We start from the raw sequence: 24,782 nt of genomic DNA on the forward strand, positions 1-24,782 counted from the left end.
AAAATATCTATTTTGGAAGTATGAATTTCCGCTTATTTTTCAGTTTTGTCCTGTTTATTGTGGTTGGGGTCTTTGCGGCTTCGCCTACAACGGTTATCGGTGTCGTCCTTGAAGCAGAATCTGATTTGCCAGTCAAGGATGTGGCTATTACCTATCAGTCCGGCAAGCGCATCGGTGAGACGGATTCCCGAGGTCGTTTTGAACTAACGGTGGATTCCAAGAATGCATCGCTCGTATTCAAGAAAGAGGGCTACGATAGCGTCTTTGTTGAACTGCAGGACTTTGCCGACCTGTTGGACATGGTCATTACGCTCAGCACGAATGTCACGAATCTCGGGGCAAGCACGATTATCGGAGATGGCGAACCGGTCAAGTGGGAAGTGGAACGTACGGTTCAGCTTGAAAAACTGGAAGATGCGGCTGGTATGCGCTTTGACTTGACAGAACACTTGAGCCAGATGCCTGGTGTTTCTGGTCAAAAGGATTTTAGCAGTGCTCTCTATTACGACGGTTCCCGTGCAAGCGATGTCGCTTATCATTTGGGACGTCTCCGTATTCCGAACATGCGCCATTTGGATGTTGGGTTCCCTGGTAACTTGTCCGTTGTGAATCCGCATACGTTGAGTGGCATTGAAATTCACGATCATTATGGACAAGGACCTCTTGGGCAGGGACTTGCGACTTCAATCCAGTACATTCCGGAACAGACGAGTGGCGAGTGGGGCTTGAAAGGTTCTGCCGGTACAACGCTCAGAGAAGTCGTCCTTGATGCGCCGTTCTTCATTTGGGATAGCTTCCGTTTTGCATTCCGTTTCCTTGACGACGACATGCTTAAAAATCTAGGCGAAAAGTTTTATACGGAGTTCCGCAAACGCGACGATAAAAATTCCGACGCCAAGGTGCAGTCTTCGGATCCGTTTGACTTGACTGCATTTGATGTTTACGCTCAGTTGAACGGTTCTGATTCGCTTGGTAATGCGTCATGGGCGTTGCGCACGTTGTATAGCTCTGATGAATACAAGGTGAGCCAGGATACATCGTCCACTTATGGTGCGGTCAATTCAATTGATATTATTGAAGGTAGCCAAAGCTATTTGGTTGTCGGTGCGGAATATGCTTCGAAGTTCGGAACGAGTTTCCATGCAGGGCTTGTCCGCGAAAGCCTGAGCGATACGATTCGCGATACGACGGGATTCCGTTCGGGTAATTTCTCCGATGCTTCGGCGAAAACTTTCATTGACGGCTATAGCCAGACTCATACGACGCTTAGTGCCGGCGCTGATCGGAATTTTAATGCGGATGTTTTTGGGGCTGATTTGCGTGGAGCCGTTCTTTATGAACATCACATGGTCGAACGCAGTTTCCCGATTCCTGGTGGCGAAGAATCCTCTGATTATCAGACGGGTGTTCTGTCGGGTGTTGTAACGCTCGACTGGAAGAATAATTATTCGGAGCACATGCTTTCTGTGGGTGCTGTGGCTGACGCTGCTGACCATAAGGCTTTGCCGACGGCTTCTTTTGATATGGAACGCAATTTGTCTAAGACGGATTCGGCATACTGGAGACTTTTTGGTAATGCCGCCTACCGTGCAGACTGGAAACACTATTTTGATGATGGTGATTTGACAGGCCGTCTGGAATCTGGAACGTCACTGAAGTTGGGCTTGGGCTATCGCTCCAAGTACTTGGTGGCTCAAGTATCGGGCTTTGGACGTTTCTACTTTGATCCGCTGCTCCCGTTGCCAAAGGCTTTTGCAAATTACCAGGATGTGACTCCGGTGAATAACGCTTGGGTTACAGGTGCTTCGGGCTCGCTCGAATGGAAAACTTCTCATCACTTCTCGATGGCGATGAATGCAAGCTCTGTGTATGGCGAATATGAATTGGATGGCGGAAAGTCATTGCCGTGGGAAGCGAACTCTCGTTTGGATGTCGTTTCGCACTTTAGGTATTATCCGCGTAAGGACTCCATCGTATCTGTTATCTTGACGCACCATGCTGCATGGCATAGACCGCTTTATTACTACGCTATTAAGCCTGCTGCAAGTGGCAAGGGCGGTACCCGTGAATTAAGAGATTATCATAAGTTCACGGATATGTACAGAACCGATGTGCGTGTGAATTTGGATTTGACGAAGTCTAAGTTCTTCTTTAGGCATGCAAGATTCTATCTTGAAGTGGATAACATTTTTGCAAAGCTCGATGTTGATGCCCTTAAGTTCCTTGGTGCTGAAAATGACCGTGAACGTTCTTGGGTGGCTCAAGACAAGGACGACAAAACTGGCAATGGATACAACCTGGTCCCGTTTATTGCTAAGGGCATGGGGCTCTATGTTCAGTTTGGCGTAGAAGTGCAGCTTGGAATTTAATGAGTAGACGGAAGCAATCTATTGTTTTAGCAATTGCGTTTTTCGCGGTTTCCTCGTTTGCGCATGTAACGGATAGCTTGTTTGTGCCGCCGAAGCCCGCGAAACCTTTGCGTTATTGCTCTTCGGCAAAGCAATGGGTGGATTACGCAAGCCACGATTCTAATTTGGTCGAAATTACGTATATGCGCGGGCTGCGCATGGATTTGCGCTATGCTACGTTTAACAACGTGACCGGTCACGACATGTATTGCGGTATCCAGCGTGCATTTATCCATAAGGACGGCTTGCCAAAGCTGAAACGAGCGCTTTCGCTTCTTGCCAAAGAGCTGCCGGGATATTCACTTGTGATTTTTGATGCGGCTCGCCCGATGTATGCGCAATCGGTTCTGAAACAATCTGTGGCGGGAACGCCTTACAGCCATTTCGTTTCGTCGGGCAAGACGGGCGGGCTCCACAATTACGGGCTTGCGCTTGATTTGGGAATTGCCGATAGCACTGGCAATTTGCTTGATATGGGAGCCAACTTTGATTCGTTTGAACGTTGTGCGGGTGTAGTGGGCGAGGCTGATGCTTTAAAGTCCGGGCGCCTCACGCAACAGCAAATCGATAACCGCAACTTGCTCCGCAATATTATGAAGCGTGCGGGGTGGGTAATGCTCCCTAGCGAATGGTGGCACTTCAATGCGTTTACGCGCGCCTATACCAAGGAACACTATCCGCTGTTCCCGATGTAAGTTAAGTGCTCTAAGTTACGAGTTTCTAGAAAATTTTATGTCAAGATTTTCTAATGACCAATGACTACTAACTAGTAACTATAATCTCGTATTTACGGTAATGACTTGATACTTGCGCGTTTCAGGCGGTCGTTGAGTGCCATGCCAACGCCCGTGTTCGGGATGGTGTCCACGAGAATCAAGTCGTATTCGGGCTTGTCAAGGTCGTGCATGAAGGCGTAAAGCTTGGAGGTTGCTTCGACCATGTCGCCTGTAGCAGACAAGTTTACCGTAGCGGGGATGGGGCCTGCTTGTGTGCCAAACGCAATGCGTACGGTATGCTCCGGGAGCGTGTAGCCGGCCGGAACTTCGCCGTAGTAAAGCGGGACTTGCGGGCGGTAATGTGTATCGCATTGGCCAGGAGCGAGCATCGGCTGGCCCGGCTTGGATGTAGATTCCTTGATTTTTACTTCACCGAGGATGGCTTTGAACATCTCGAGTGTGATGGCGCCAGGGCGCATGACGGTCGGTTCGCCAACAAGGGAAATAATCGAACTTTCGACGCCAACGGAGCAGGGGCCGCCATCGACAATGCCTGCGATGCGATCGGCGAGCTGGGCGGCAACGTGTTCAGCGGTCGTGGGGCTCACGTGCTTAAAGAGATTTGCGCTCGGGGCGGCAAGCGGGAGCCCTGATTCCTTGATGATTGCCTGCGCAATCGGATGGCTCGGGAAGCGCACGGCCACGGAAGGGAGGGCGCTTGTGCAAAGATCGGGGATGCAATCCTTCTTGGGGAGGATGATGGTCATCGGGCCCGGCCAATAGGCTTCAGCGAGCTTGTAGGCGCTATCAGGGATGTCCTTAGCGATGTCGGTGAGCTGTGCAATGTCTGCGATATGGACAATCAGCGGGTCGAACGTTGGGCGTTCTTTGGCTGCGAAAATCTTGGCGAGAGCTTTGGGCTCGAAAGCGTTACCGGCGAGCCCGTAAACCGTTTCTGTCGGGATGGCGACGACTTCGCCTTCCTTGAGGAGGCGGGCTGCTTCGCTTACACTTGTCCATGGCGGGAATTTCATGAAATAAAAAATAGAAAATGCAGAAGGATTTAGTCTATTTGTCATTCCCGGCTTGACCTCTTTGACTACTTGCAGCTATGCTGCTTAGTAGTCATGATCCGCGTATGGGGAGGGAATCTCCATTCTCTAGCGTATAAAAAGGATATGCCCGCTCGGAGGCGGGCATGACAAGGTCTTGTAAGTGAACTTGGCAAGGTCGTGGAGACCTTCTCTGATCGCTTAAGCTTCGGTTGTTGCTGCCGGAGCTTCTTCCTTCTTTTCGTCCTTGCGGCCGAAGGCGAACACCTGGTCGCAAGCAGAATTGAAGCGCTTCCAGATCTTTTCGGAGTGTTCACGAGGAACGGCACCGACTTCCTTCCACAAGCGGCGGAAATGCTTGACCTTGTTCATCGAGGCAACGACCGTCTGATCGTTCAAGTCGGTGAGCAAGTCTTCGGCCTGTTCGCAGAGGAGAATCTTCTTCTGGAGGTTGTTCTGGCGAGCCTGTTCCTGAATGTCAAGCTGGTCGCGGCGGCGGGTGAAGAAGTCATCGCAGACATCGCGGAATGCCTTGCGGAGTTCATCGTCGTCGTTACCGCAAGAACCGAGCGTGACCCATTCCTTCTGGATGTCGCGAACGGCATCGGCGAGCTGGTTGGAGCCTGCGCTTTCGGCGAACTGGCGGACCTTTTCGATCATTTCTTGCTTCTTCTTCTTGATGTCCGCAATCTTGGCCTGGAGTTCCGGGTCAGATTCAGCCATCTTGGCGACAATCTTATTGACGATTGCGTTGAAGCGTTCGTTGATGGATTCGACAGCGTCCTTCGGAACCATGCCAATCGTCTTCCATTCTGCATCGATGGCCTTGTAAGCTTCGATGACTTCCGGAGTGATGTTGGCGATGTCGAGAGCTTCGAGCTTTTCGCAGAGGGCCTGCTTCTGTTCGAGGTTCTTTTGCTTGGCGGCGTCCATTTCTTCAAAGTGGCTGCGCTTCTTTTCAAAGAAGGAATCGCAAGCGGTGCGGAAGCGTGTCCAAATTTCGTCGGACTTGCTCTTCGGCACTGGGCCTGTTGCCTTCCAAGCGTCCTGCAACTGCTTGAGCTTGGTGGAGGTGGCGTTCCAGTCTGTCGAATCCTTGATGGCTTCGGCTTCCATGCAGAGGGCGACCTTCTTTTCGTAGTTGGCTTCGCGGCTTTCGTCTTCGTGCTTCACATTTTCCTTATGTTGGGCATAGAAGGCGTTTACGGCGTCCTTGAAGCGCTTGTTGAGCGCTGCAAAGGCTTCCTTCGGGACCATGCCAATGTTCTTCCAGTTTTCCTGGATTTCCTGCACTGCCTTGAACTTGTCCTTCCAGAAAATTTCAGCGTTAGCAACGAGGTCTTCGACCTTCTGGCAAAGGGCTTCCTTGTCGACGAGGTTCTTTTGGCGTTCGGCGTTCTGTTCTTCGATGAACGGTGCGCAGTTTTCCTTGACCTTGTCTACGAGAGCCTGGAAGCGGTCGCGGTAGTCTTGGAACTTGGCTGCAGAAATCGGGCCAATTTCACGCCACTTGCTGCAGAGTTCGCGGAACTTGGCAAGCACAGCCTGGCTCGGAGTTTCCTTGGATAGCGCGTCCATTTCTTCGATGATGGTGTCACGGTCCTTTTCGTTGTGCCAGTTTTCCCACTGCTGCATTTCCTGGAAACGGGAGGTGGCAATCTTGTATTCCTGCCAAAGATCGTGGTACTTGAACTTCTGTTCGCCAACGATTTCCTTCCATTCCTGATAAGTGTCGCGGAGAATCTTGTGGATTTCGCGGAATTCCTGGTTTTCATCGATGTTCTGGATACGTTCGATGAGGCCGCGGAGCTTCTTGGAATTTTCTTCGATGACCTTCTGGGCCTTTTCGTTGAATGCGCCGATGAGTTCGCTCAGCTTGGTGCGGAGTGCGTTATAAGCCTGGAGAATCGGATCGTCGCCTTCGAGGAGGGCGAGCTTTTCCCATTCGCGAACGATGGCATGCAAGTGCTTGCCCGTGTTTTCATCGATTTCCGTTTCGGAGAGTGCCTGGAGACGTTCGAGAAGGCTCTTGCGGATGGCTATTTCTTCTTCGCTTGCGTTTTCAGATTCTGCGGTCGGAATTTCAATCTTCTTTGCTTCTTGGGACTTGAAGTAGGCGTTGTTGAAGCGCTTGATCAAGGCTGCATCCATAAGGGACTTGCCTTCGTTCCATTCCTGGATGATGGCGCTTACGCGGTCAGCGTTTTCTTCGGTCGTGCCTGCTTCGACAAAACCTTCGAGTTCAGCGAGCGATTCCGTGAGGCGTGCAATCTTTGCCTGCTTTTCGGCTTCGGCATTTTCTGCGGCCTTCTTTGCGGCGTTTGCTTCGTCGTAGAACTTGTTGAAGCTTTCGTAAATTTCATTGAGCGTTGCGGCTGATTCGCCCATGCCGAGAGCATTTGCTTCGTTCATCAAGTCGTCAAACTGCGGCTTGGTGGCAAAAGCGTCCTTTTGGGCGGCGAGGAAGTGAGCCTGCTTGATGAGGGCTTCGCGCTTGCTCTGCAAGAGTTCGGCTGCCTTTCTGCCATTGTCTTCGGCTTCTTTCTTTGCACGAACTTTGTCCGAAATCTTCTTACGGACGGAGGTGTGCTTGGAGTTCTTGATGAGGTCGGCCTGCAACGATTCAGACGTGACGCGGTCTGCTGCTGCGAGTGCAATTTCTTCGCTGGAATCGCGGGTGGCGATCTGGGCTAGCAGGGACTGCTTGCTGCACTGCTTGACAAGTTCTCTCTTCAAAATTACGTTGTCTGTTGCCTTGAGGACATCTTCGGCATAGCGCGTGTCCTTGATGGCTTCGATAAAGCCAAGGACTTCGCTATTCAGAGCGGATTCATTAAAGTTTTTCAGCTTCTTGACGATTTCTTCGAAAGCTCTCAATTCTGCCAAACGGCGTACGCCGGCATCGCTGTCTTTTGTCGAAATATCCTGAAGTGTCTTAATAATTGCAAGTTTCTTAACTGCAGCCATTCGCACTTCGACATTATCATCAGAAAGGGCCACTCGTTCGACAATGTCTTGACTAGTGAGTTCATCCAAGTCTGCAATTGCTTCAATGCGCTTTGCGGGGTTGGAATTTTGCCATTTCGGTTTAAATGCGTCAAAAAAGCTCATAATATCTCCAATAGGTAGGCGGCGCCTTTTCGGCTCCGTATAGCATAATCTAACTAAAAAAATATTATAGTCAGGAAAATCTATGCGAATTTAGGCCTATTTAAGCTTGTAACAATACTATCTTTGCCCCCGTGGCTAAAAGAATTCCCAAAACGTCTGCTCCGGAGATGGTTAAGGAACGCTGTAATTCGGCGCTTCTGTCGCGTTTTTGCGAGGTTTACATCCCTTTGTCCCCGTCGGTATTTACTTATGGGGTGCCGGAAGGCGCAAACATCCGGCGGGGTAGTGTCGTCTGGGTTCAGCTTGCTCGCCGTAAGCCTACGCTTGCCTTGGTGAGCCGTGTCCATTGCGATAAACCGTCATTTGACGTTCGGTATGCGTGTCCGCATGAGTCGGGGTATGTGTTTTCTGAACGTTATATGGAATCGCTGGAGTGGGTGTCTAAGTATTATATAAGTTCGCCCATGCGCACTCTGAATGTCTTTTGGCCCGCTGATTTTGACAAGTTCCTCGATGCCTTGCTGGCTGAAAAATCTGAACCTCGGGGCGAGGCTCCCTCGAATGGACCCGAAATGGAGGTCTGTTCGGACCTGCCCCCCTTGACAGGCGAACAAGAGACTGCACTTGCCAGTCTTGTTGAAGATTTGGATAAGGATGGTTTTCGAGGAACGCTCCTGCATGGTGTGACTGGCAGTGGTAAAACGAGAGTTTATCAGGAATTGGTGCGCGAAGCACTCAAGCGCAATAAGCGCGTGCTCATTCTCGTGCCAGAAATTGGGCTTACTCCGCAGACGGCGTCGCGTTTTGAAGATTATTTGAAAGTACCTGTCGTGGTGCTGCATTCGGCGCTCTCGGCTCCGCAAAAGCGTGCGGGTTATTTGGCTGTGCTAGATGGTTCTGCAAAAGTGGTGCTTGGGACGCGCAGCGCCATTCTCTCGCCGTTTGATTTTGATGTTGTTATTTTGGACGAAGAGCATGATTCTTCGTTTAAACAACAGGATCCGGCTCCGCGTTACCATACGCGTGACTTGGCTTTCCACTTGGCGCAAAAGTACGGAGCACTTGTAGTGCTTGGCTCTGCAACGCCTTGCCTTGAAACATTCCGCAATGCAAAGGCGGGGAACCTCAAACTGTTGACGCTCAAAAATCGAGCGACTGCGGCTCCGCTCCCCGAAGTAAAAGTGATTGATATGGGCAAGGTGCGCCAGCAAAAAGGCGTGCTTATGTCTCCTGCATTGCGCGAAGCACTTTCGGATTGCATCGCCGATGGCGACCAGGCGATTATCCTCATGAATCGTCGCGGTTACTCTAAGATTAGAGTTTGTTCTGAATGCGGTGAAACGCTTTACTGCAAACATTGCCATATCCCGCTCGTGTATCATAAACAGTACAATGCGCTGATGTGCCATTACTGTGCTGCGCTTTATCCGGTGGATACGCCGTGCCCGACATGCGGTGCTGAAACGTATGAATTTGTCGGAGGCGCGATTGAAAAGCTCGAAGAAGAAATTCACGAATGGGTGGCCGATGCGAAAGTAATCCGCATGGATCGCGATACGACGCAGAACGTGGGCGCTGTTGAAAAAATCTTGACATCGTTTAGGAATCGTGAATATAACATTTTGCTTGGAACGCAGATGGTCGCGAAAGGTCACGATTTCCCGGGCGTAAAGCTTGTAGGGATTGTTGGAGCCGATTCGGGTCTAGGTATTCCTGATTTTCGTTCGACGGAACGCTTATATCAGCTGTTGAGCCAGACGGCGGGACGCGCGGGACGTGCTGGTAGCGGTGGCCGCGTGTTTATCCAGACGCTTAATCCGACAGAACCTGTGATGCAGTACGCTATTCGCCATGATTTTGATGGCTTTGCTGAGACTGAATCATCGAACCGCCAGATGGCTTTTTATCCGCCGTTCTGCAAGCTTGTGGAAATCAGTTGTGGCTCACGCGATGAAAATCTGCTTCGCGATACGGTGAACCGCCTTGAAAGTATTTTGCGCAAAGAATCTTCGATGACAGTGCTTGGACCTGTCGATGCGTTTGTACCGAAAGTGCAAAACGTGTTCTGGGTAAAGCTCTACATTAAAACGCAAAACCTTGCTGCAGTGCGTAAGGTACTTGCTCCCATTTTGAATGCGCCTAAGGCATGGGTTGCAGGCGTAGAAATTAAAGTAGAATTGGAATAAATTATGCGATTGTTTCTTTTTACTGTATTGCTTGTGCTTACCAACATGTCTTTTGCTCAAAGTGTCTGGGATCAGTACCCGTCTAAAAGTTCTACGCCTGTTGTAAAGGAAGAACCAGTCCGTACTGTAGAAGAACCCATATACTCTGTACCTGCGAAAGTAAAAATTGAATGGGATTCAGGCCATTGGTATGCTGGGAGCCGGCAATTGAGTGAAAGCGAATTGGAATGGATTGTATGTACAAATCCTGATGCTGCAGCGGAATTGCGAGCGGGGAAGAGTCTTTATTCGAAAGCCTTGATTCTTTCTGTTGTTGGTGGCGCTGCTTTAGGTTGGGGAATTTCTTCTTGGATTGCTGATGAAAGTATGGGAAAACCGCTTACGATTGGTGGTGGGGTTGTTGCCCTTGTCGCAATCGTACTTGGTGGAATTTCTGGAAGCTATACAACTTCGGCTGTTGAAATTTATAACAAGAGTATTGGTTACGATACTAGCCTGCAAATAAAAATTGCTCCGACCCCTCAGGGCGGAGCAGCATTGGCTTTTGCGTTCTAGCTCTTATTTGTCTTTGAGCAGACCGAAAATTTGACCTTTCACAAGCCAGCTTACGCCGAAGAACGTGAGTGCAATCGCTTCGACGATGAAAATCTTTGCTGAGAATTGAATTGGCAAAACTAGCAGGAACAAAGTGCAGAACATGCCGATGCCGCAGACTTTGTAAATGATGTTGCGGATTCTTTTTTGCTTGGTATCGCTTTCGCCAAGTGTGAAAAGGAATAGGCTGTTGATGGCCAAAAGTATAAAGAATATGACAGCCGATGTTAAGTGGATGACGTTAGAAACGGCTATAGGCAACTGGAAAAAACCAACGACGTTGCTATCCGCAGCGGAGCAATCGCAAGGAAAAATGACAATCATCAAGCCGAATATGCCTGAAACGGTTGCAACAAGTTCATCGCGCCAGTCGTAGCCTTTGTAGCAAATCAAAACGACTGCTGCCGTCGTTAAAATGCCGGCTAGTGCAGGAGTCAAGTAGTATGTGGCCGAGATGGAGAGCGTTGCCCAAAAATCATCGGGGATTTTGGCGGGCTGTGCTTTGGCTACGATAGCGGCACCGACAAGAGCAATCCACGGGAGAATCATCCCTAAGAAACCTGCAAAATTGCGGATTCGCTTCATCCAGGATTCAGCACATCTCTTTGTGATGGCTTTAACGTCTTCAGCATTGCAACCGGAAGTAATATTTTCTTCGCTCATAAAGTACCTTTTGCTCTGTTGTCTACAGATGCTGTTAATATAAAAAAGTATTGGGTGGTTTTTATTGTAAGGCGTTTTTTTGCCCGGTTCTGCCGAGTTTCTACTTTACCTCAGCTCCGTTCACTTTGCTGATTTCTCCGTCGAAATAGACGAAGTCGCTGTCTTTATTTTTCCATACGGCGCGGAAAATGGTGGGGCGTTTGATACCATCGGAATAGGTTTTGTAGTTTTCGCATTGGGCTTCCCATGGGGTATATTCGATGGTTCCGTCGGGTGAAATTTGACCACGATCATTTGTTGTAAACGAGGTCATTTCGTAAGCGTCGTTGAAGTGGAAAATGCCGGTTGCAGTTACGCCTTTGTTTGTAATTATAGCTTCTACGGAGTGCTCGTCAATTTGCTTGAATGTGATGAAATCTTTCAGGAGTGCTTCTGGCAAAAAGAATGCTTCGGCGAGATAGGTGATGAGGCAAGCCTTATCCATTGCGGGGCCGGTCTGGTCGAATAGCGTAACGAGCTTTGCAAGGACGCCCTTCATGCCGCCTTTGCCGTTCACGTAGTAATCGTAGCCTTGGAACGGAATGCCGAACATTTTGCTGTCGATAAAGGCGAGCCTGTCCGGTGAATCGGCAAAGTCCACATGCGTATAATCTATTTTGAGTCGCGGCTTGTTTACGCCCATCCCGAAATCGACATTTTTGTATTCCATGATTAAGTGCGAGCGCCTTTCGCTGCCGATGTAACCGTTCGTTTCGAGATATTTTTGAATGAGGGGCGGGAGGCTTGCGATACTCGCAGAATCTAGTGTTCCGGTGATTGCTGCGGAACTTTTCAACCTTGTTGCGACATCATTGTGAAACTGCCTGTTGACAGGCGAATAGGGAATGTTAAACCAAATTGCTGAAAGTAAAATGATGGTGGCGATGATAATCAAGATGGTCATTAAAGTTTTCTTCATTTTTTTTGATGTTTGAAATTAATTGGAGCAACCTTTTGTCGGGTCGATTTTTGAATCATTTACAAGACTCGCGAATTTTTTTGCTAAACGCTGGGCGTTGGGATGATATTCATCAATGTCTGGAAGTTTCAATATTATCGTTGTTGCGTTTTTATTATTGGCAAGTTCAACAAATGCGAATGGATGGAAACATAGGTCTCCTACCCAGGTGTATTCAATTTCCGGTTGATAATAGGTGATTTCTTCAATAATGTCTTGAACTAAGTCACGCGGCAAGTCGTTGCGATAACAAGAATCTTTTTGCGATTTTTCGCTGCTTATAATTTCGCTGCTTATAATTTCACTGCTTATATAACGGAGTTCTGTTGCTTTTAGAGTTATAGAATCTTTATATACGGATATATTCGCTGTGAACTCATCTTCTCCGTTTTGTATAGATGCGAATATATTGATGTCGCTATTTTTATCGGCTTCAGGATGGTTCGAGTAAAAATCGTTTATGGATAGTTCAAACCGTTCCGTTTGAAAAACGTATCCAAACGCTCGATTGTATAGAAATTCAGATCCTGACAGAATTAGGAAAAACGTAATAAATGAAATGGTGAGATAACAGGTCTTTTGCTTTTTTGTTTTTTGGCTTGTGGTGAGATCAAATGTTGATAAAGGAAAAATAGCTATGAGTAGCCAGCAAATACACCATGCAAAAATATAGGGTCGCTGTGTAGAATCCTGCTCGTTGATTGCGTATATTACGGATATCGAAAGTGAGATGACAGTGAAAATTGTGAGTAGAATTGATATGGTTTTCCCTGCAATGAACATTGCCCTGGGATGCTTGGTCGAAATGTTGGCGAAAATGCCTAATAGTAAAGGAATTATTGCAAAAATGGTAATCAGTACAATATTTACAATTATCATGAATAATGCGTCTGTCGGTTCCATAAATTCATTCCATTAGTTGTCTGTTTAAAACAAATCCAGTGAGCTGTCCAGATAAATTTCTTCGCGGACTTTAAGCTGATGCTCGGGCTTTGTCATGTAATAAAGTAGAAATTCCAAGATGAGGGCGCTACCGAGGCTGCGGCCTTCGATTTTGAAGTGGCGGAATTCCGCAGGAGCGTAGATGTTTTGAATGTCCTCGATTCCGATGAAACCTGGATTTTTCATCGCGTCGGAAAAGCGATAGCCTCTTTGGGCTGTGGGCGAGACGCAGACGTGGTCTTCGCATTTTTCACCGAGGCTTTTCTGGCTTACGTTCTCGTAGCATTTTTTGCGGTCGTAGCAGCCGACCCAACAGCATTCATTGCAAAGAAATTCGACCTTTTGCTTTTGTGTTTTTGTAAGTGCGCTCAATTTGTCGAATTGCTTGTTGAGTCTGAAATCGGGAACGACATAGCGGAATTCTTCGCGGTCTAGCTCCGCTTTGAATTGCTCGAAATTTGTGATGACTTTTGTAGTCGAGGATACGAAATAAAAGCCGGGATATTTTGATTTGATGTAATTCAGCAACAAATCGGAATGGACGATGATCCCGTTTTGAACCGAGCGCATCTCGTTAGCACCGTTGCTTTCAAACATTTTGCACAACTTGTTGCATCGGGCATCGGCGAAGTGTTCTTCACGAATCAATGAATTGCTGAACGTGAGCCTCGCCGAAATCCCATATTCTTTCATGAGTTCAGCGACTTTCCGCGGCTCTGCATCGCCGAAGCCTACGCGCCCACCGCCCCAAATGCAGTCGCTTGGCGCCCCGTAAATAGAACCGATTTCGCACCAGTCGTAAAAATATTCCCGGTGCTCGCGGAATAGCGGCAGAAACGCCTTGTACAAGTCATAAAATTCAAATAGGCCGGGGAGGTGGTAGTAGATGTTCATTGGAAATGAGTGTAATTCTGTTCAAATAATGTCAAAAATATATAAAAAGCGATAATGAAAAAATATGGTAAGATAAATTGTTGACTATTCGAAGAAATATGGATTTGTTCTGTTAACCAGTGGAAATTTTTTTTGCAAAATTATAAAATGTCATTATATGACACTGTTAAAATCTAAGTTTACATTGTAACCTTCAGAAAGGAGGCCTGCAATGGCAAACGAAATGTTTTACGTGAAGATAGAAACGTCCCGGGACATAACGGTTTATGGGTTCTCGCGAAGCTCGACCGGAATTCTTGATTTTGTTGATGGCGCATCAGCAAATGATGAAGAACTTTCGCAGATGCAGTGCGTTGACGGGAGTGCTTATTTCACGCCTTCTTGGTACAAGTACTTGCCGAAGGTTTTGCAAGCGACAATCAATGTCTATTTGCCTTGCGATGTTAAAAATTTGGATGTCGGGCAGTATTCGTTCTTGCTGCATATAGGCGCGCTGTTGCTTGCTGTCGATGAGCGTGATGGCTTGCTTGTCGCGGAACTTTTGCGCCGTCGTGCGACCGTGTTTGCGAACTTCTTGCCGCTTGTGTTGCACCTGATAAAGCCTGTGGCAGCTGAGGCTCTGTTTGCGTATGTCTATGGCGGTTTCCGTGGCGATGGCGGATTTGAACAAGTTTACAAGGCGAACGCTCCGATTGCAACTGGAGAAACGGATGTTTCTGCGATTCTCTTAGAAGCTGCAAAAGATGTTCTCAAGCTGAATCCCGAAAAGGAATCTCCGGAAGAAATGTTCATCCGCTATTTCCGTGAAGCAGAATCGTTTGATTTTACGATTGGGCTTGTGGGGGCCGCGAACCATCCCTGGATTGCGGGGATTGAAAAGTTCGAATCGGTTGTAAAGACGGCGACAGCGTTTCGCATCTTTGATGATGTTGCAGTTGGCGCCAAAAGTCAGGAGTTTTTTGAAGCGCTCTCGACCAAGGTGCAGGCTGAACCGTACAACCCGCACGATCACAATGCTATTAGCGTAAGCATTGATGATTTAGGCGCAAAACTCAAGGGAATGCAATCCAAAAGCAAGGCCGGGTATTTGCGGGCAACGGGAGCTGCAATTTTGCGCAAAGCGCGCCCGAGTTTGTTTGCGTATGGCTCTAAGTTGTGGCGCTTGGGTGCGGACCCGAGTTTCTTTGAAAACTCCATTGTCGTAAGAATTCACACATAACACCTCACACAAAAATTCCCGCCTCGTACTTCTCGGGGCGGGAATTTTAAAGATTGATGAGTGCACGAATCTCGCGCTTTCTCTCAGTAAGAATATTACTTTACACCAATCAGAGACAGGTCGCGGACAGCGCCCTTGTCTGCGCTAGAAGCCATAGCGGCGTATGCCTGGAGAGCCTTGGACACAACGCGGTCGCGGTTCTCAGGTTTCCATGCCTTGGCGCCACGGGATTCCATTTCCTGACGGCGTGCGGCGAGTTCTTCGTCGGTGAGTTCCACGTTGATGGTGCGGTTTGGAATGTCGATTTCGATGACGTCGCCCGTGTGCACGAGGCCGATGTTACCCTTGTTGGCGGCTTCCGGAGAAGCGTGGCCGATGGAGAGACCGCTCGTACCGCCGGAGAAGCGACCGTCGGTGAGGAGGGCGCAAGACTTGCCGAGGTGACGGCTCTTGAGGTAAGAGGTCGGGTAGAGCATTTCCTGCATGCCAGGACCACCCTTCGGGCCTTCGTAACGGATGACGACGACGTCGCCAGCCTTCACCTTGTTGCCGAGAATGCCGTTCACAGCTTCTTCCTGGCTTTCGAACACGATTGCCGGACCGGTGAACTTCCAGATGGATTCGTCAACGCCTGCGGTCTTCACGATGCAGCCGTCGATAGCGAGGTTACCGTAAAGAACAGCGAGGCCGCCGTCCTTGGTGTAAGCGTGTTCGCCATCGCGGATAGCGCCGTTTGCGCGGTCGAGGTCGTGATCCGGATACATGAAGTTCTGAGAGAAGGCTTCGATGTTGTACTTGCGGCCCGGACCTGCGAGGTAGCGCTGCTTGGCTTCGGCAGTCGGATTACGCTTGAGGTCGTTTGCTTCGAGAGCGTCGCCCATCGTAGCGGCGTGAACGGTCTTTGCGCTCTTGTGGATGAGGCCCATGCGGTCGAGTTCACCGATGATGCCCATGATGCCGCCTGCACGGTTCACGTTTTCGACGTGGATGTTGTGGACGGTCGGAGCGACCTTGCAGATGCACGGCGTGTTGCGGGAGAGACGGTCGATGTCCTTCATGGTGAAGTCCACGCCAGCTTCCTGAGCGACGGCGAGCAAGTGAAGCACGGTGTTAGAAGAACCGCCCATGGCGATGTCGAGGCGCATGGCGTTTTCGAAGGCGTCCTTCGTGGCGATGCTGCGCGGGAGGATGCTTTCGTCGTTCAAATCGTAATACTGGTGGCAGAGTTCCACGATGCGCTTACCGGCGGCTTCGAAGAGCTTCTTGCGTTCGGCGTGGGTAGCGACGATGGTGCCGTTGCCCGGGAGGCTAAGGCCGAGGGCTTCGGTAAGGGAGTTCATGGAGTTTGCGGTGAACATGCCGGAGCAGGAACCGCAAGTCGGGCAAGCGTTGGCTTCGATGTCGGCAACTTCTTCATCGCTGATGGTGTTGTCTGCAGAATCGATCATGGCGTCGATCAAGTCGAGCGCGCGGTCCTTGCCGTCCTTCGTCGTGACGTGGCCAGCTTCCATCGGACCACCGGAAACGAAGATTGCCGGAATGTTGAGGCGCATTGCAGCCATGAGCATACCCGGAGTCACCTTGTCGCAGTTAGAAATGCAAACGAGGGCGTCTGCGCGGTGGGCGTTAGCCATGTATTCGGTAGCGTCTGCAATGAGGTCGCGGCTCGGGAGGCTATAGAGCATACCGTCGTGGCCCATGGCGATACCGTCGTCGACTGCGATGGTGTTCATTTCTTTAGCGACACCGCCGGCAGCTTCGATTGCGCGTGCGACAACCTGGCCGACATCCTTGAGGTGGACATGACCCGGTACAAACTGGGTGTAGCTGTTCACCACGCAAATGACGGGCTTACCAAAGTCTTCAACCTTGGTTCCTGTTGCGTGCCAAAGGGCACGTGCACCGGCCATTTCACGGCCTTCCATAGTCTTGAGCGAACGAAGTTTCGGCATAATGATCCTTTTTGTCTTTAATAATTCTAGCGGCATTATATATGCCACCTTAAATTTCGGTTATAAGTTAGAAAATTAATTCTTGTGATGAAAATGGCGAGGCGCCTAGATTGTAGCAAAGAAGGCGTTGAGGCTAAAGCCGCCGTGGCTTGTTTGGATGACTTTGGCGGTTTGGGTTTGCTCAGGTGACAAAGCGGGGCATTCGCGCAAAAGGTTTGCGGTGCAGGTGTACTTGGCGCCATCGCGGGTGTCGTCTTTCGGGGCGAGGATGGCGACTGTAATCGTTTTGCCCAAATTGTGTAAGTCGTGGGCGAGTTCCGTTAGCTTTTTGCCGATTTGCGTGTAAAGCTTTGGGGCGTCAAAATCAAGGCGCTTGCCGTAGGGTGGGTTTAGCACGAGAATGGGCGAGGTGTCGCCGCAGGCATCTGCAATTTCTTTGGCGGAGTAGCTGAAAAAGTCGCGGAGTTGCGGAGAAATTGTGGGCGTGGTTTTGTTTGGCGCGATTTGTGCGAGCGGGCTACATTCGATGTTGTGCTTGATGATGCTTACCGCGCGTTCGGAAATATCGCTCGTGATGATTTTCGCGATGATGGGATGCTTTGTCGCATTACGAGGCTTTACTGGGCCCTTCACTTCGTTCAGGGTGACGAACGTAGATGTGTTGCTTTTTGCGTCGCTTTGGGAGGCGCTTCGCGTAATAAAATTCCACGTGGCTTCCTTGAAAGCGGGCTGGTGTTTAAGTGCAAAATCGCGACAAGTGCCGGGAATGATTTTATTTGCGATGCAGGCGGCTTCGAGGCTGAACGTGCCACTGCCTGACATGAGGTCGAGTATTGTGTATGGTGGCGCTGGGCTTTGTTCTGGGGAAACGTTCAAAGCTTCGAAAATCATCGCGGAGGCGATGGTTTCTTTGAGCGGGGCGTCGTTCACGAATCTCTTAAAGCCGCGCTTGTAGAGCTCTTCGCCGGCGAGGTCTAGCCAGATGGTGCAGCGGTCATCTAGGAAGTTGACGTAGAGATTTTGTTGAATGCTGCGATTCTCGTTTTGCGACGGGGCGTTGCGGGGTGTCCCCGCAGAGGGGGTAGCGGATGCCGTGTCGGCAGGAGCGAGGGGGACACTTACCCCTTCTTCTATTATTTTATACAAACGTTCGGCGATGGCGTCGCTGTGGTACAGGCGGGAATGTTTGCAAGTGACGTGAATGTTTAATGCGTTACCTGATTTTACTGGACCCTTCGCTTTGCTCAGGATGACGTTACGGTCTAAATAAAGTTCCCAAGGAATTTCGCTTGCTTTCTTTTCGAGTTCGCGGAAGTTTTCGGCTCTGAAATTGGCGACTTCCATGAGCACGCGGTTTGCAATGCGGCTTACGGCGACAACTTTCCACGCTTCAGTGAGTTTTGTGGTAAATTCGACTTTGCCGTCCCCAGTGGAGTGCGGCTGTTCTGTTGCGTTATCGCCAAGAATGCAATCAAGTTCTCTCGAAAGCGTTTGTTCAAAGCCAAGCGGAGAAACGGCTAAAAAGCGGTGCGGTTTTCCGATGATGTGTTTCTTGATGCGTTTTTCGAGAGCGTCACTCATGGCCTGCAATATAAAAATTGCTAGGAGTCTAAGTCAACGGCAATCAATGTCTTTGTGGGGGCAGTCGGGGCTACGACTGGCATTTTGCTCAAATCCAAATTGATGGCAATGATATCCCCAGAAAGCGACATGATGGCGCCTGTGGATGTGTTGAATGTGCCGATGACTTTTCCGGAACCGTCACTTACGGTCATTGTTGTCGAGGCGATGATGTAATAATTGGATCCGAGCTGGTAAAAATAGCTAGGTTCGCTCACGACGATGTTCTGCGGAATTTGTAGATTCGAAGTGGATTTCTTTGATGCGGTGTCCTGAGTTGCTGCACTTTCGGAGCAGTTCCACGCAGTCGCAAGAATGCCTGCAAACAGTAAGCATCTAAAAATTTGTAACTTCATAATCTTTCCTCGAATTGTAAATCTATATTGACATTTCTTTGAGCGGTTGCGAAAAAAGCTTTTAATATTATTAAATGTTCTCTATGCGTTCCCCCTAAGCGCCTTGATTCTTACAAAAAACTTACTTTGAATGTGGGCGAAAAGAATATCCTTTGAAATTGTGCTTGTCCCGCAATTTTTTTTTTGTGTTGCTATCTTTTTATGTATGATTATGAAAAAGTTTGCGTTGATTTCTGCGATTGGCTTTTTGGCCGCATCTGCTTTTGCTGCACAGGGTGCTCCGATGGGTGCTTCTGTGGATCCGACTCCTGAAGAACAGAAGGCTCTCGATGCCCTGAAGGGTAAACTCGAGGGTGCTATTGTCTGGTCTACGAGCCGTGCAAATTCTCTCCACGATATTTGGATTATGAATGCTGACGGAACGAACCTCCGTGCGCTTACCAAGAGCAATAATGTGGACTGGTTCCCACGTGTCGCTCCGGATGGCTCGAAGGTGCTTTTTAACCGTAGTAAGGCCGGCTGGGTTCCTGAAAATGATGCGAACTACCCGGAAAAGTGGGATTTGTGGACTGTCGGCATTGACGGTACGAACGAAACGAAGATTGTCGAAAATGCAACTTGGGGCACCTGGCGCCCGGATGGCAAGTCCATTGTGTTTAGCCGTGCCGGCAAGGTCTTTACGATGGACCTCGCGAGCAAAAAGGAAACGCTTGTGCTTGATGGCGAAAAAGCGTTCAAGAAGGCTGGCGTGATTTTGCAGGAACCGAACATGAGTCCGGATGGCAAGCACCTTGCGATTACGCTTCGTGGTTCGATGCGCGAAACGGGTGTGTGGGATTTGGCAAAGAACGCTTGGACCAAGTCCGGCGACGGTTGCCAGATTGACTGGAATTTCGATGGCTCCAAGCTTTACCGCGTGAACCCTACGGGTAATGGTGGTACGGCTGCTCCGAGTGAAATTTTGTGGTTCACGGCTAAGGACGGCAAGCAGGTCGAAAAGGTCGGCTTCTTTGGCATCCCGAAGAACGTGAAACTGATGGACCTTCCGGGCCGTCGCAGTCATGAATATTTCCCGCGCCTCTCGCCGGATGGCAAGTGGCTTGTGTGGGGGGCAACGGACAAGGGACACGACCACGACTTGTTCGACTACGAACTCTATATTTGGAAGATTGGCGAACCGGTTGAAACTGCAACGCGTATCACGTACAATAGTGGCAACGACCGCTGGCCGGATATCTGGTTTGGCAAGGTCCCGGTGAGCGCTGCTCCGGCTGTAACGGCTAAGGCTGTTGAAACGGCTGCGAATGCGACGGCTGCTGCCATTGCCGGTGGCGTAAGCGATGCCAAGATGGATGAACTCATCAAGGCTATTGACCGCTTGACCGATGCAGTGAAGGCGCTTGCTCCGCAGAAGTAGTAAGAGAGAAAATTTCTCGACTGTCATCCCGGACGTGTTCCGGGACGGGCATGATAAAAAAATGCCGCGGCTTGATGCTGCGGCTTTTGCTTTTTGGAATATCGCTTCTTTATTTTGCGTTACTGCGGAGGCAGAATGCCATGATGGCGAATGCGCCTGCGACATTCATGCTTGCCTTGCGGCCTGCCATTGGAATGGTCACTTTCATGGTCGCTTCGGCCATGATTTCCGGGGCGATGCCGAGTTCTTCGTTGCCGAGAACGATGAGGCCTTTCTCGGGCCATTTTACGTTGTTTATACTCGGGATGTCTTCGCCGGTTTCAAGGGCGATGATTTCGTAACCGTTTTCTTTGTGATATTTAATGCAGTCGAAGGGGCTGTCCCAACGCTTGATGGGAATCCATTCCTGGCAACCACGTGCAGCGCTTTTGACGGTCACGTGGTCGGGGTTACAGCTGTAGCCGCTGAGATGCACTCCTTCGAGCCCAAAACAGTCGGTGCTGCGGATAATGGAACCCACGTTGAATGCGCTGCGCAAATTATGCACGAGCACGGCGAATTGGATGGGCTTTTCGTTTGCGACTTCTCGGTCGCCCGGCTCCTGTTCTAGGTACACGTCACGTTCAAAGCCAAGTCCTGCGCGCGTGCGGAACGTCTTGTACAAGTCAATCATTTGCGCCTGGTTTTTGCCTGTCAATCTCTCGGATTCGGGCAGGTGGAGCCATTCTGTGTAGGTTTCGAATTCTCTGCGGGCGCGGGGAATGTCGTCGCCTAATTGCAGGATGATCACTCGTAAAAGTTCAGCGAGCCTCTTGAATTTTGAGGGCTCTTTCATGGCTAAAAATTTAGGTTCTGTGTACATGTTTTCAATGATAGAAAATTACCCTTTAAACGGCTAAAAAATGGCTTTTTTACGTGTGTTTTTAAGGTTTTTAAAACAATTTTATCCCCCTTTTTTCTAAATTGCATATAAATGGAACAATTACGGAAAACTAGGGTATTGATCACTAACGACGATGGCGTTGGTAGTGTCAATCTGCATGCTCTCGCTCTTGCTTTGAGTGAGGTTTCCGATGTCTATGTTTTTGCGCCTGAAGACGAACAGAGTGGTGTCGGTCACGCCTTTACGATTCGTCGCGGGTTGCGCATTCAGCATGTCGAAGCTGTTCCGGGGAAGGCTAAGTTGCCGTATGAGGTTTACTCGGTTTCGGGTACTCCGGCAGACTGCGTGAAGTTTGCCGTGGGGCATTTTGCCAATTACGGCCTTGATGATAACTCGATTGTTCCCGAAGGCTTTGATGTATGTTTTTCGGGAGTCAATGTGGGCGAAAATTCCGGTGTGTCGTCGCTATATTCGGGGACGGTTGCCGGTGCTCGCGAAGCGGCCCTTTGGGGCGTGCCTGCGGTGGCGCTTTCACTCCGTGGATTGAAAGGCAACCTGTTGCAGGTGGCGATTGATTTTGCACGCAAGATTGTTTCTCAGAACCTGTTCAAGAAAATTTCCAAGGGTGTCTTCTGGAACGTGAATTTCCCGAAAGTCAAGGACGATGAATTCCTTGGATTTAAGGCCTGTACGATGGACTGTGGCATGTTTACCGACCACTACGATCACAAGGATGGCTTGTGGTTTTTGGATGGCGAAAAGCTGTGGTCGAAGGCTCCTGAGGGTTCGGACGACAACTTGCTAGATAAGGGCTATGCGACAATCACACCGCACCGCATAGACCAGACCGATGAAAAAAGTTTAGATGTGATAAGTGAAATGCTGGGAAGTGATGATTTTTCTTCCCACTAATTTGAGGTTAACTAATGTCAGAAGAAATGGTACCTGGATCGCAGTTCAAGAGTCTTGTCGAACAAGACATGCAGGACTGCTATCTTCGCTACTCCATGAGCGTTATTGTCGCTCGTGCATTGCCGGATGCCCGCGATGGCTTTAAGCCGGTGCACCGCCGTGTGATGTACAGTATGCACAAGTTGGGCGTGGTTCCGAACAAGGGAACGGTTAAGTCCGCCCGTATCGTGGGTGATGTTATCGGTAAGTACCACCCGCATGGTGACTCTGCTGTTTATGAAACTCTTGCCCGAATGGCGCAGGACTTCTCGCTGCGTTATCCGCTGGTGTTTGGTCAGGGTAACTTCGGTTCTATCGACGGTGACAGCCCGGCTGCCATGCGTTACACCGAAGCGAAGATGAACAATCTCGGTGCCCTCATGCTCGAAGATCTTGAAAAAGAAACTGTCGACATGGGCCCGAACTACGATGAATCTCTCGAAGAACCGCTGGTGCTCCCGTCTGCGCTCCCGAACATGATTGTGAACGGAACGTCGGGTATTGCTGTGGGTATGGCAACGAACATGGCTCCGCACAACTTGCGCGAAGTCGGTGCTGCAATCCACGCGATGGCGGAGAATCCGGACATCACCGGTGAAGAATTGATGGAATACGTGAAGGGCCCGGACTTCCCGACAGGCGCTATTGCTTGTGGCCGTTCTGGCATTCGCGAAGCTTACCTCACGGGTCATGGCCGTGTGCGTGTGCGCGCCCGTACCGAAATTGAAACGGATGCAAAGGGCAAGCCGCGCATCATTGTCACCGAAATCCCGTACATGGTGAACAAGGCTGAACTCTGCAAGAAGATTGCAGACCTCGTCCGCGACAAGCGCATCGATGGCATTACGGACATCCGCGATGAATCGAGCCGCGACATCCGCATTGTGATTGAACTCCGCCGTGATGCAGTTGGTGAAGTTGTCTTGAATAACTTGTTCAAGTACACGCAGCTCCAGACGACGTTCAGCATTTACAACTTGGCTCTTGTCAATAACCTCCCGAAGCTCCTTACGCTCAAGGATCTTTTGCAGGTCTACATTGACCACCGCCTCGATGTGATTACGCGTGCAACGCAGTTCGATTTGAAGAAGGCTGCAGCTCGCCTACACATCATTGAAGGTTTACGTATTGCAACGCAGAACATCGACGAAGTCGTGAAGATTATTCGCCAGAGCAAGACGACCGAAATTGCAAAGCAGAGCTTGCAGGACCGCTTCTCGCTCGATGAAATCCAGTCTCAGGCAATCGTTGATATGCGCCTTGCTCAGTTGGTCGGACTCAACATCGAAAAGTTGGAAGCCGAATACAACGAACTCATTGCAACTGTTGCTGACTTGAAGGACATCTTGGAAAAGCGCGAACGCCGCATTGCCATCATGCTCCAGAAGCTCGATGCTGTTGTTGACAAGTATGGTGACGAACGCCGCACGACGATTGGCGAAGCTATTGACGATAGCGATGACGAAGACCTCATTGCCGAAGAAGAACAGGTCATCACGCTCAGCAAGGAAGGTTACATCCGTCGCCTCCCGATTGACACGTTCAAGGCCCAGAACCGCGGTGGTAAAGGCATCATCGGTGCAGGCCTCAAGGACGAAGACAACGTGGAACAGATTTTCACGGCGAGCACGCACAGCTACTTGCTCGTGTTCACGAACAAGGGCCGCGTCTATTGGACGAAGGTTTACCGCTTGCCGGAAGGTGCCCGCAATGGTAAGGGCCGCCCGATTGTGAACTTTGTGGCGCTCACGGAAGGCGAAAAGGTGCAGGCGATTGTGCCGGTGCGCAAGTTCGGTGGCTACTTCTGCCTCGTGTTTGCGACCAAGAAGGGGATCATCAACAAGATGGACCTCACGCTGTTTAGCCGTCCGCGCAAGGCTGGCGTTAATGCCATTAGCCTCGACGAAGACGATGAACTTGTGAAGGTTCAGCTCGTGGGCATGTCTGCTGAAGAATACGAAGCCAGCAAGAACGCCTCTGACGATGATTCCGCAGAAGCCGTTGAAAATGCCGCGGAAGCTCAGGCTGCCGATGGTTCGACAGGCTCACCAACCGATGCTTCTGAAGAAGAATCTGGCGATGCTGAAGAATTCGCCAACCGCCCGATTCCGAAGGATCTTTTGATGATTGCGACTAAGAACGGTCAGGCCGTCACGTTCCCGATTAGCTGCTTCCGCGCTATGGGTCGTGGCACGCACGGCGTGAAGGGCATTACGCTTGCCGAAGGCGACGAAGTCATTTCGCTCCTGTGGCTCAAGGCCGGCAACAAGATTTTGACCATCACCGAAAAGGGTTATGGCAAGCGTTCTGAACCGGGTTCTTACCGTGTGACCCGCCGTGGTAGCAAGGGTGTCCGCAACTTGAACGTTACAGACAAGATTGGTGCCGCCGTGTTCGTGGAAAGCGTTGCTGATGACTACGATTTGATTATCACGAGTAAGGATGGTCAGGTCATCCGCATCAAGGCTGCCGATATTCGCCTCACGGGCCGTAATGCTCAGGGCGTCAAGGCCATCACGCTGCGCGATGGCGATGTCGTGAAGGATGCAACTGCACTCCCGAGCGTCGAAGATATCGAACAAGATAGCGCCGATGCCAAGGAAACTTTCGACAAGGTCAAGGGTGTTGAAGTCGATGACGATTCCGTTGTCAAGGACGATGCTGAAAAACAGGAAATCGGCCCGACGGAAACCGAAGAATAATCGTGAACCTTGTAACAGTGGAACGATAGTTCCCAAATAAAATTAAAAGCCTCTTTCTGGAAATTGATGTGAACCCCGAAAGTTGGACACAACTTTCGGGGTTTTCATGTATAAGAAAC

The 24,782-nt window shown here is 49.9% G+C and carries 18 protein-coding genes; 8 read left to right on the top strand and 10 right to left on the bottom strand.

Features of this window, described 5'->3' with window-relative positions:
- The first annotated feature begins 20 nt into the window (after positions 1-20).
- Complete coding sequence (locus B7991_RS14330) at positions 21-2,369, top strand: hypothetical protein (protein ID WP_088631443.1); 2,349 nt, start codon at positions 21-23, stop codon at positions 2,367-2,369.
- Positions 2,369-3,103, top strand: coding sequence for a M15 family metallopeptidase (locus B7991_RS14335; protein ID WP_235002825.1), 735 nt, complete (start codon positions 2,369-2,371; stop codon positions 3,101-3,103). Before B7991_RS14330 ends, B7991_RS14335 begins: the two co-directional genes overlap by 1 nt.
- Positions 3,104-3,195: 92 nt before the next feature.
- Here B7991_RS14335 and B7991_RS14340 read toward each other — a convergent pair whose 3' ends face one another.
- Entirely contained in the window at positions 3,196-4,203 is a 1,008-nt protein-coding gene (locus B7991_RS14340; protein ID WP_088631444.1) for an L-threonylcarbamoyladenylate synthase, read from the bottom strand.
- Between the two features lie 174 nt (positions 4,204-4,377).
- On the bottom strand, positions 4,378-7,287 hold the full coding sequence (locus tag B7991_RS14345) for a DUF349 domain-containing protein (RefSeq protein ID WP_088631445.1): 2,910 nt from the start codon (positions 7,285-7,287) through the stop codon (positions 4,378-4,380).
- Positions 7,288-7,418: 131 nt separating this feature from the next.
- On the opposite strand from B7991_RS14345, the gene priA reads away from it, so the two are divergent.
- Together priA and B7991_RS14355 are read left to right on the top strand one after the other, a co-directional pair.
- Positions 7,419-9,473 (top strand): primosomal protein N', encoded by a 2,055-nt coding sequence (gene priA / locus B7991_RS14350; RefSeq protein WP_254917999.1) that lies wholly within the window; start codon positions 7,419-7,421, stop codon positions 9,471-9,473.
- Positions 9,474-9,476: 3 nt separating this feature from the next.
- Positions 9,477-10,028, top strand: a complete 552-nt coding sequence (locus B7991_RS14355) for a hypothetical protein (protein WP_088631447.1) — start codon at positions 9,477-9,479, stop codon at positions 10,026-10,028.
- A gap of 3 nt (positions 10,029-10,031) precedes the next feature.
- Here the strand turns inward: B7991_RS14355 and B7991_RS14360 are convergent, their stop codons facing one another.
- The 4 genes from B7991_RS14360 to B7991_RS14375 form a co-directional block, all read right to left on the bottom strand.
- Positions 10,032-10,730, bottom strand: coding sequence for a hypothetical protein (locus B7991_RS14360; protein WP_088631448.1), 699 nt, complete (start codon positions 10,728-10,730; stop codon positions 10,032-10,034).
- Between the two features lie 100 nt (positions 10,731-10,830).
- Positions 10,831-11,688 (bottom strand): DUF6544 family protein, encoded by an 858-nt coding sequence (locus tag B7991_RS14365; RefSeq protein ID WP_254918000.1) that lies wholly within the window; start codon positions 11,686-11,688, stop codon positions 10,831-10,833.
- Between the two features lie 18 nt (positions 11,689-11,706).
- The gene (locus B7991_RS14370; protein ID WP_088631450.1) at positions 11,707-12,630 is read right to left on the bottom strand and encodes a hypothetical protein; all 924 of its coding nucleotides are present in this window, start codon (positions 12,628-12,630) and stop codon (positions 11,707-11,709) included.
- A gap of 24 nt (positions 12,631-12,654) precedes the next feature.
- On the bottom strand, positions 12,655-13,563 hold the full coding sequence (locus tag B7991_RS14375) for a hypothetical protein (protein WP_088631451.1): 909 nt from the start codon (positions 13,561-13,563) through the stop codon (positions 12,655-12,657).
- A 211-nt stretch (positions 13,564-13,774) separates the two neighbouring features.
- On the opposite strand from B7991_RS14375, the gene B7991_RS14380 reads away from it, so the two are divergent.
- The gene (locus B7991_RS14380; protein WP_088631452.1) at positions 13,775-14,782 is read left to right on the top strand and encodes a hypothetical protein; all 1,008 of its coding nucleotides are present in this window, start codon (positions 13,775-13,777) and stop codon (positions 14,780-14,782) included.
- 95 nt (positions 14,783-14,877) lie between these two features.
- Here B7991_RS14380 and ilvD read toward each other — a convergent pair whose 3' ends face one another.
- The 3 genes from ilvD to B7991_RS14395 form a co-directional block, all read right to left on the bottom strand.
- Entirely contained in the window at positions 14,878-16,734 is a 1,857-nt protein-coding gene (gene ilvD / locus B7991_RS14385) for a dihydroxy-acid dehydratase (RefSeq protein WP_073442874.1), read from the bottom strand.
- 105 nt (positions 16,735-16,839) lie between these two features.
- Positions 16,840-18,315, bottom strand: a complete 1,476-nt coding sequence (locus B7991_RS14390; protein ID WP_088631453.1) for a class I SAM-dependent RNA methyltransferase — start codon at positions 18,313-18,315, stop codon at positions 16,840-16,842.
- Positions 18,316-18,335: 20 nt separating this feature from the next.
- Positions 18,336-18,710, bottom strand: a complete 375-nt coding sequence (locus B7991_RS14395; protein ID WP_088631454.1) for a hypothetical protein — start codon at positions 18,708-18,710, stop codon at positions 18,336-18,338.
- 211 nt (positions 18,711-18,921) lie between these two features.
- Here B7991_RS14395 and B7991_RS14400 point away from each other — a divergent pair, with 211 nt between their 5' ends.
- Positions 18,922-20,127, top strand: coding sequence for a hypothetical protein (locus B7991_RS14400; RefSeq protein WP_254918001.1), 1,206 nt, complete (start codon positions 18,922-18,924; stop codon positions 20,125-20,127).
- 109 nt (positions 20,128-20,236) lie between these two features.
- Here the strand turns inward: B7991_RS14400 and B7991_RS14405 are convergent, their stop codons facing one another.
- Entirely contained in the window at positions 20,237-20,989 is a 753-nt protein-coding gene (locus B7991_RS14405; protein ID WP_088631455.1) for a TrmH family RNA methyltransferase, read from the bottom strand.
- A gap of 138 nt (positions 20,990-21,127) precedes the next feature.
- Between B7991_RS14405 and surE the strand changes: the two genes are divergently transcribed.
- Positions 21,128-21,922, top strand: coding sequence for a 5'/3'-nucleotidase SurE (gene surE / locus B7991_RS14410; protein ID WP_254918002.1), 795 nt, complete (start codon positions 21,128-21,130; stop codon positions 21,920-21,922).
- A gap of 14 nt (positions 21,923-21,936) precedes the next feature.
- Positions 21,937-24,663, top strand: a complete 2,727-nt coding sequence (gene gyrA / locus B7991_RS14415; protein ID WP_088631457.1) for a DNA gyrase subunit A — start codon at positions 21,937-21,939, stop codon at positions 24,661-24,663.
- Positions 24,664-24,782 lie beyond the last annotated feature (119 nt).

Source organism: Fibrobacter sp. UWB3 (assembly GCF_002210405.1).
Lineage (GTDB): Bacteria > Fibrobacterota > Fibrobacteria > Fibrobacterales > Fibrobacteraceae > Fibrobacter.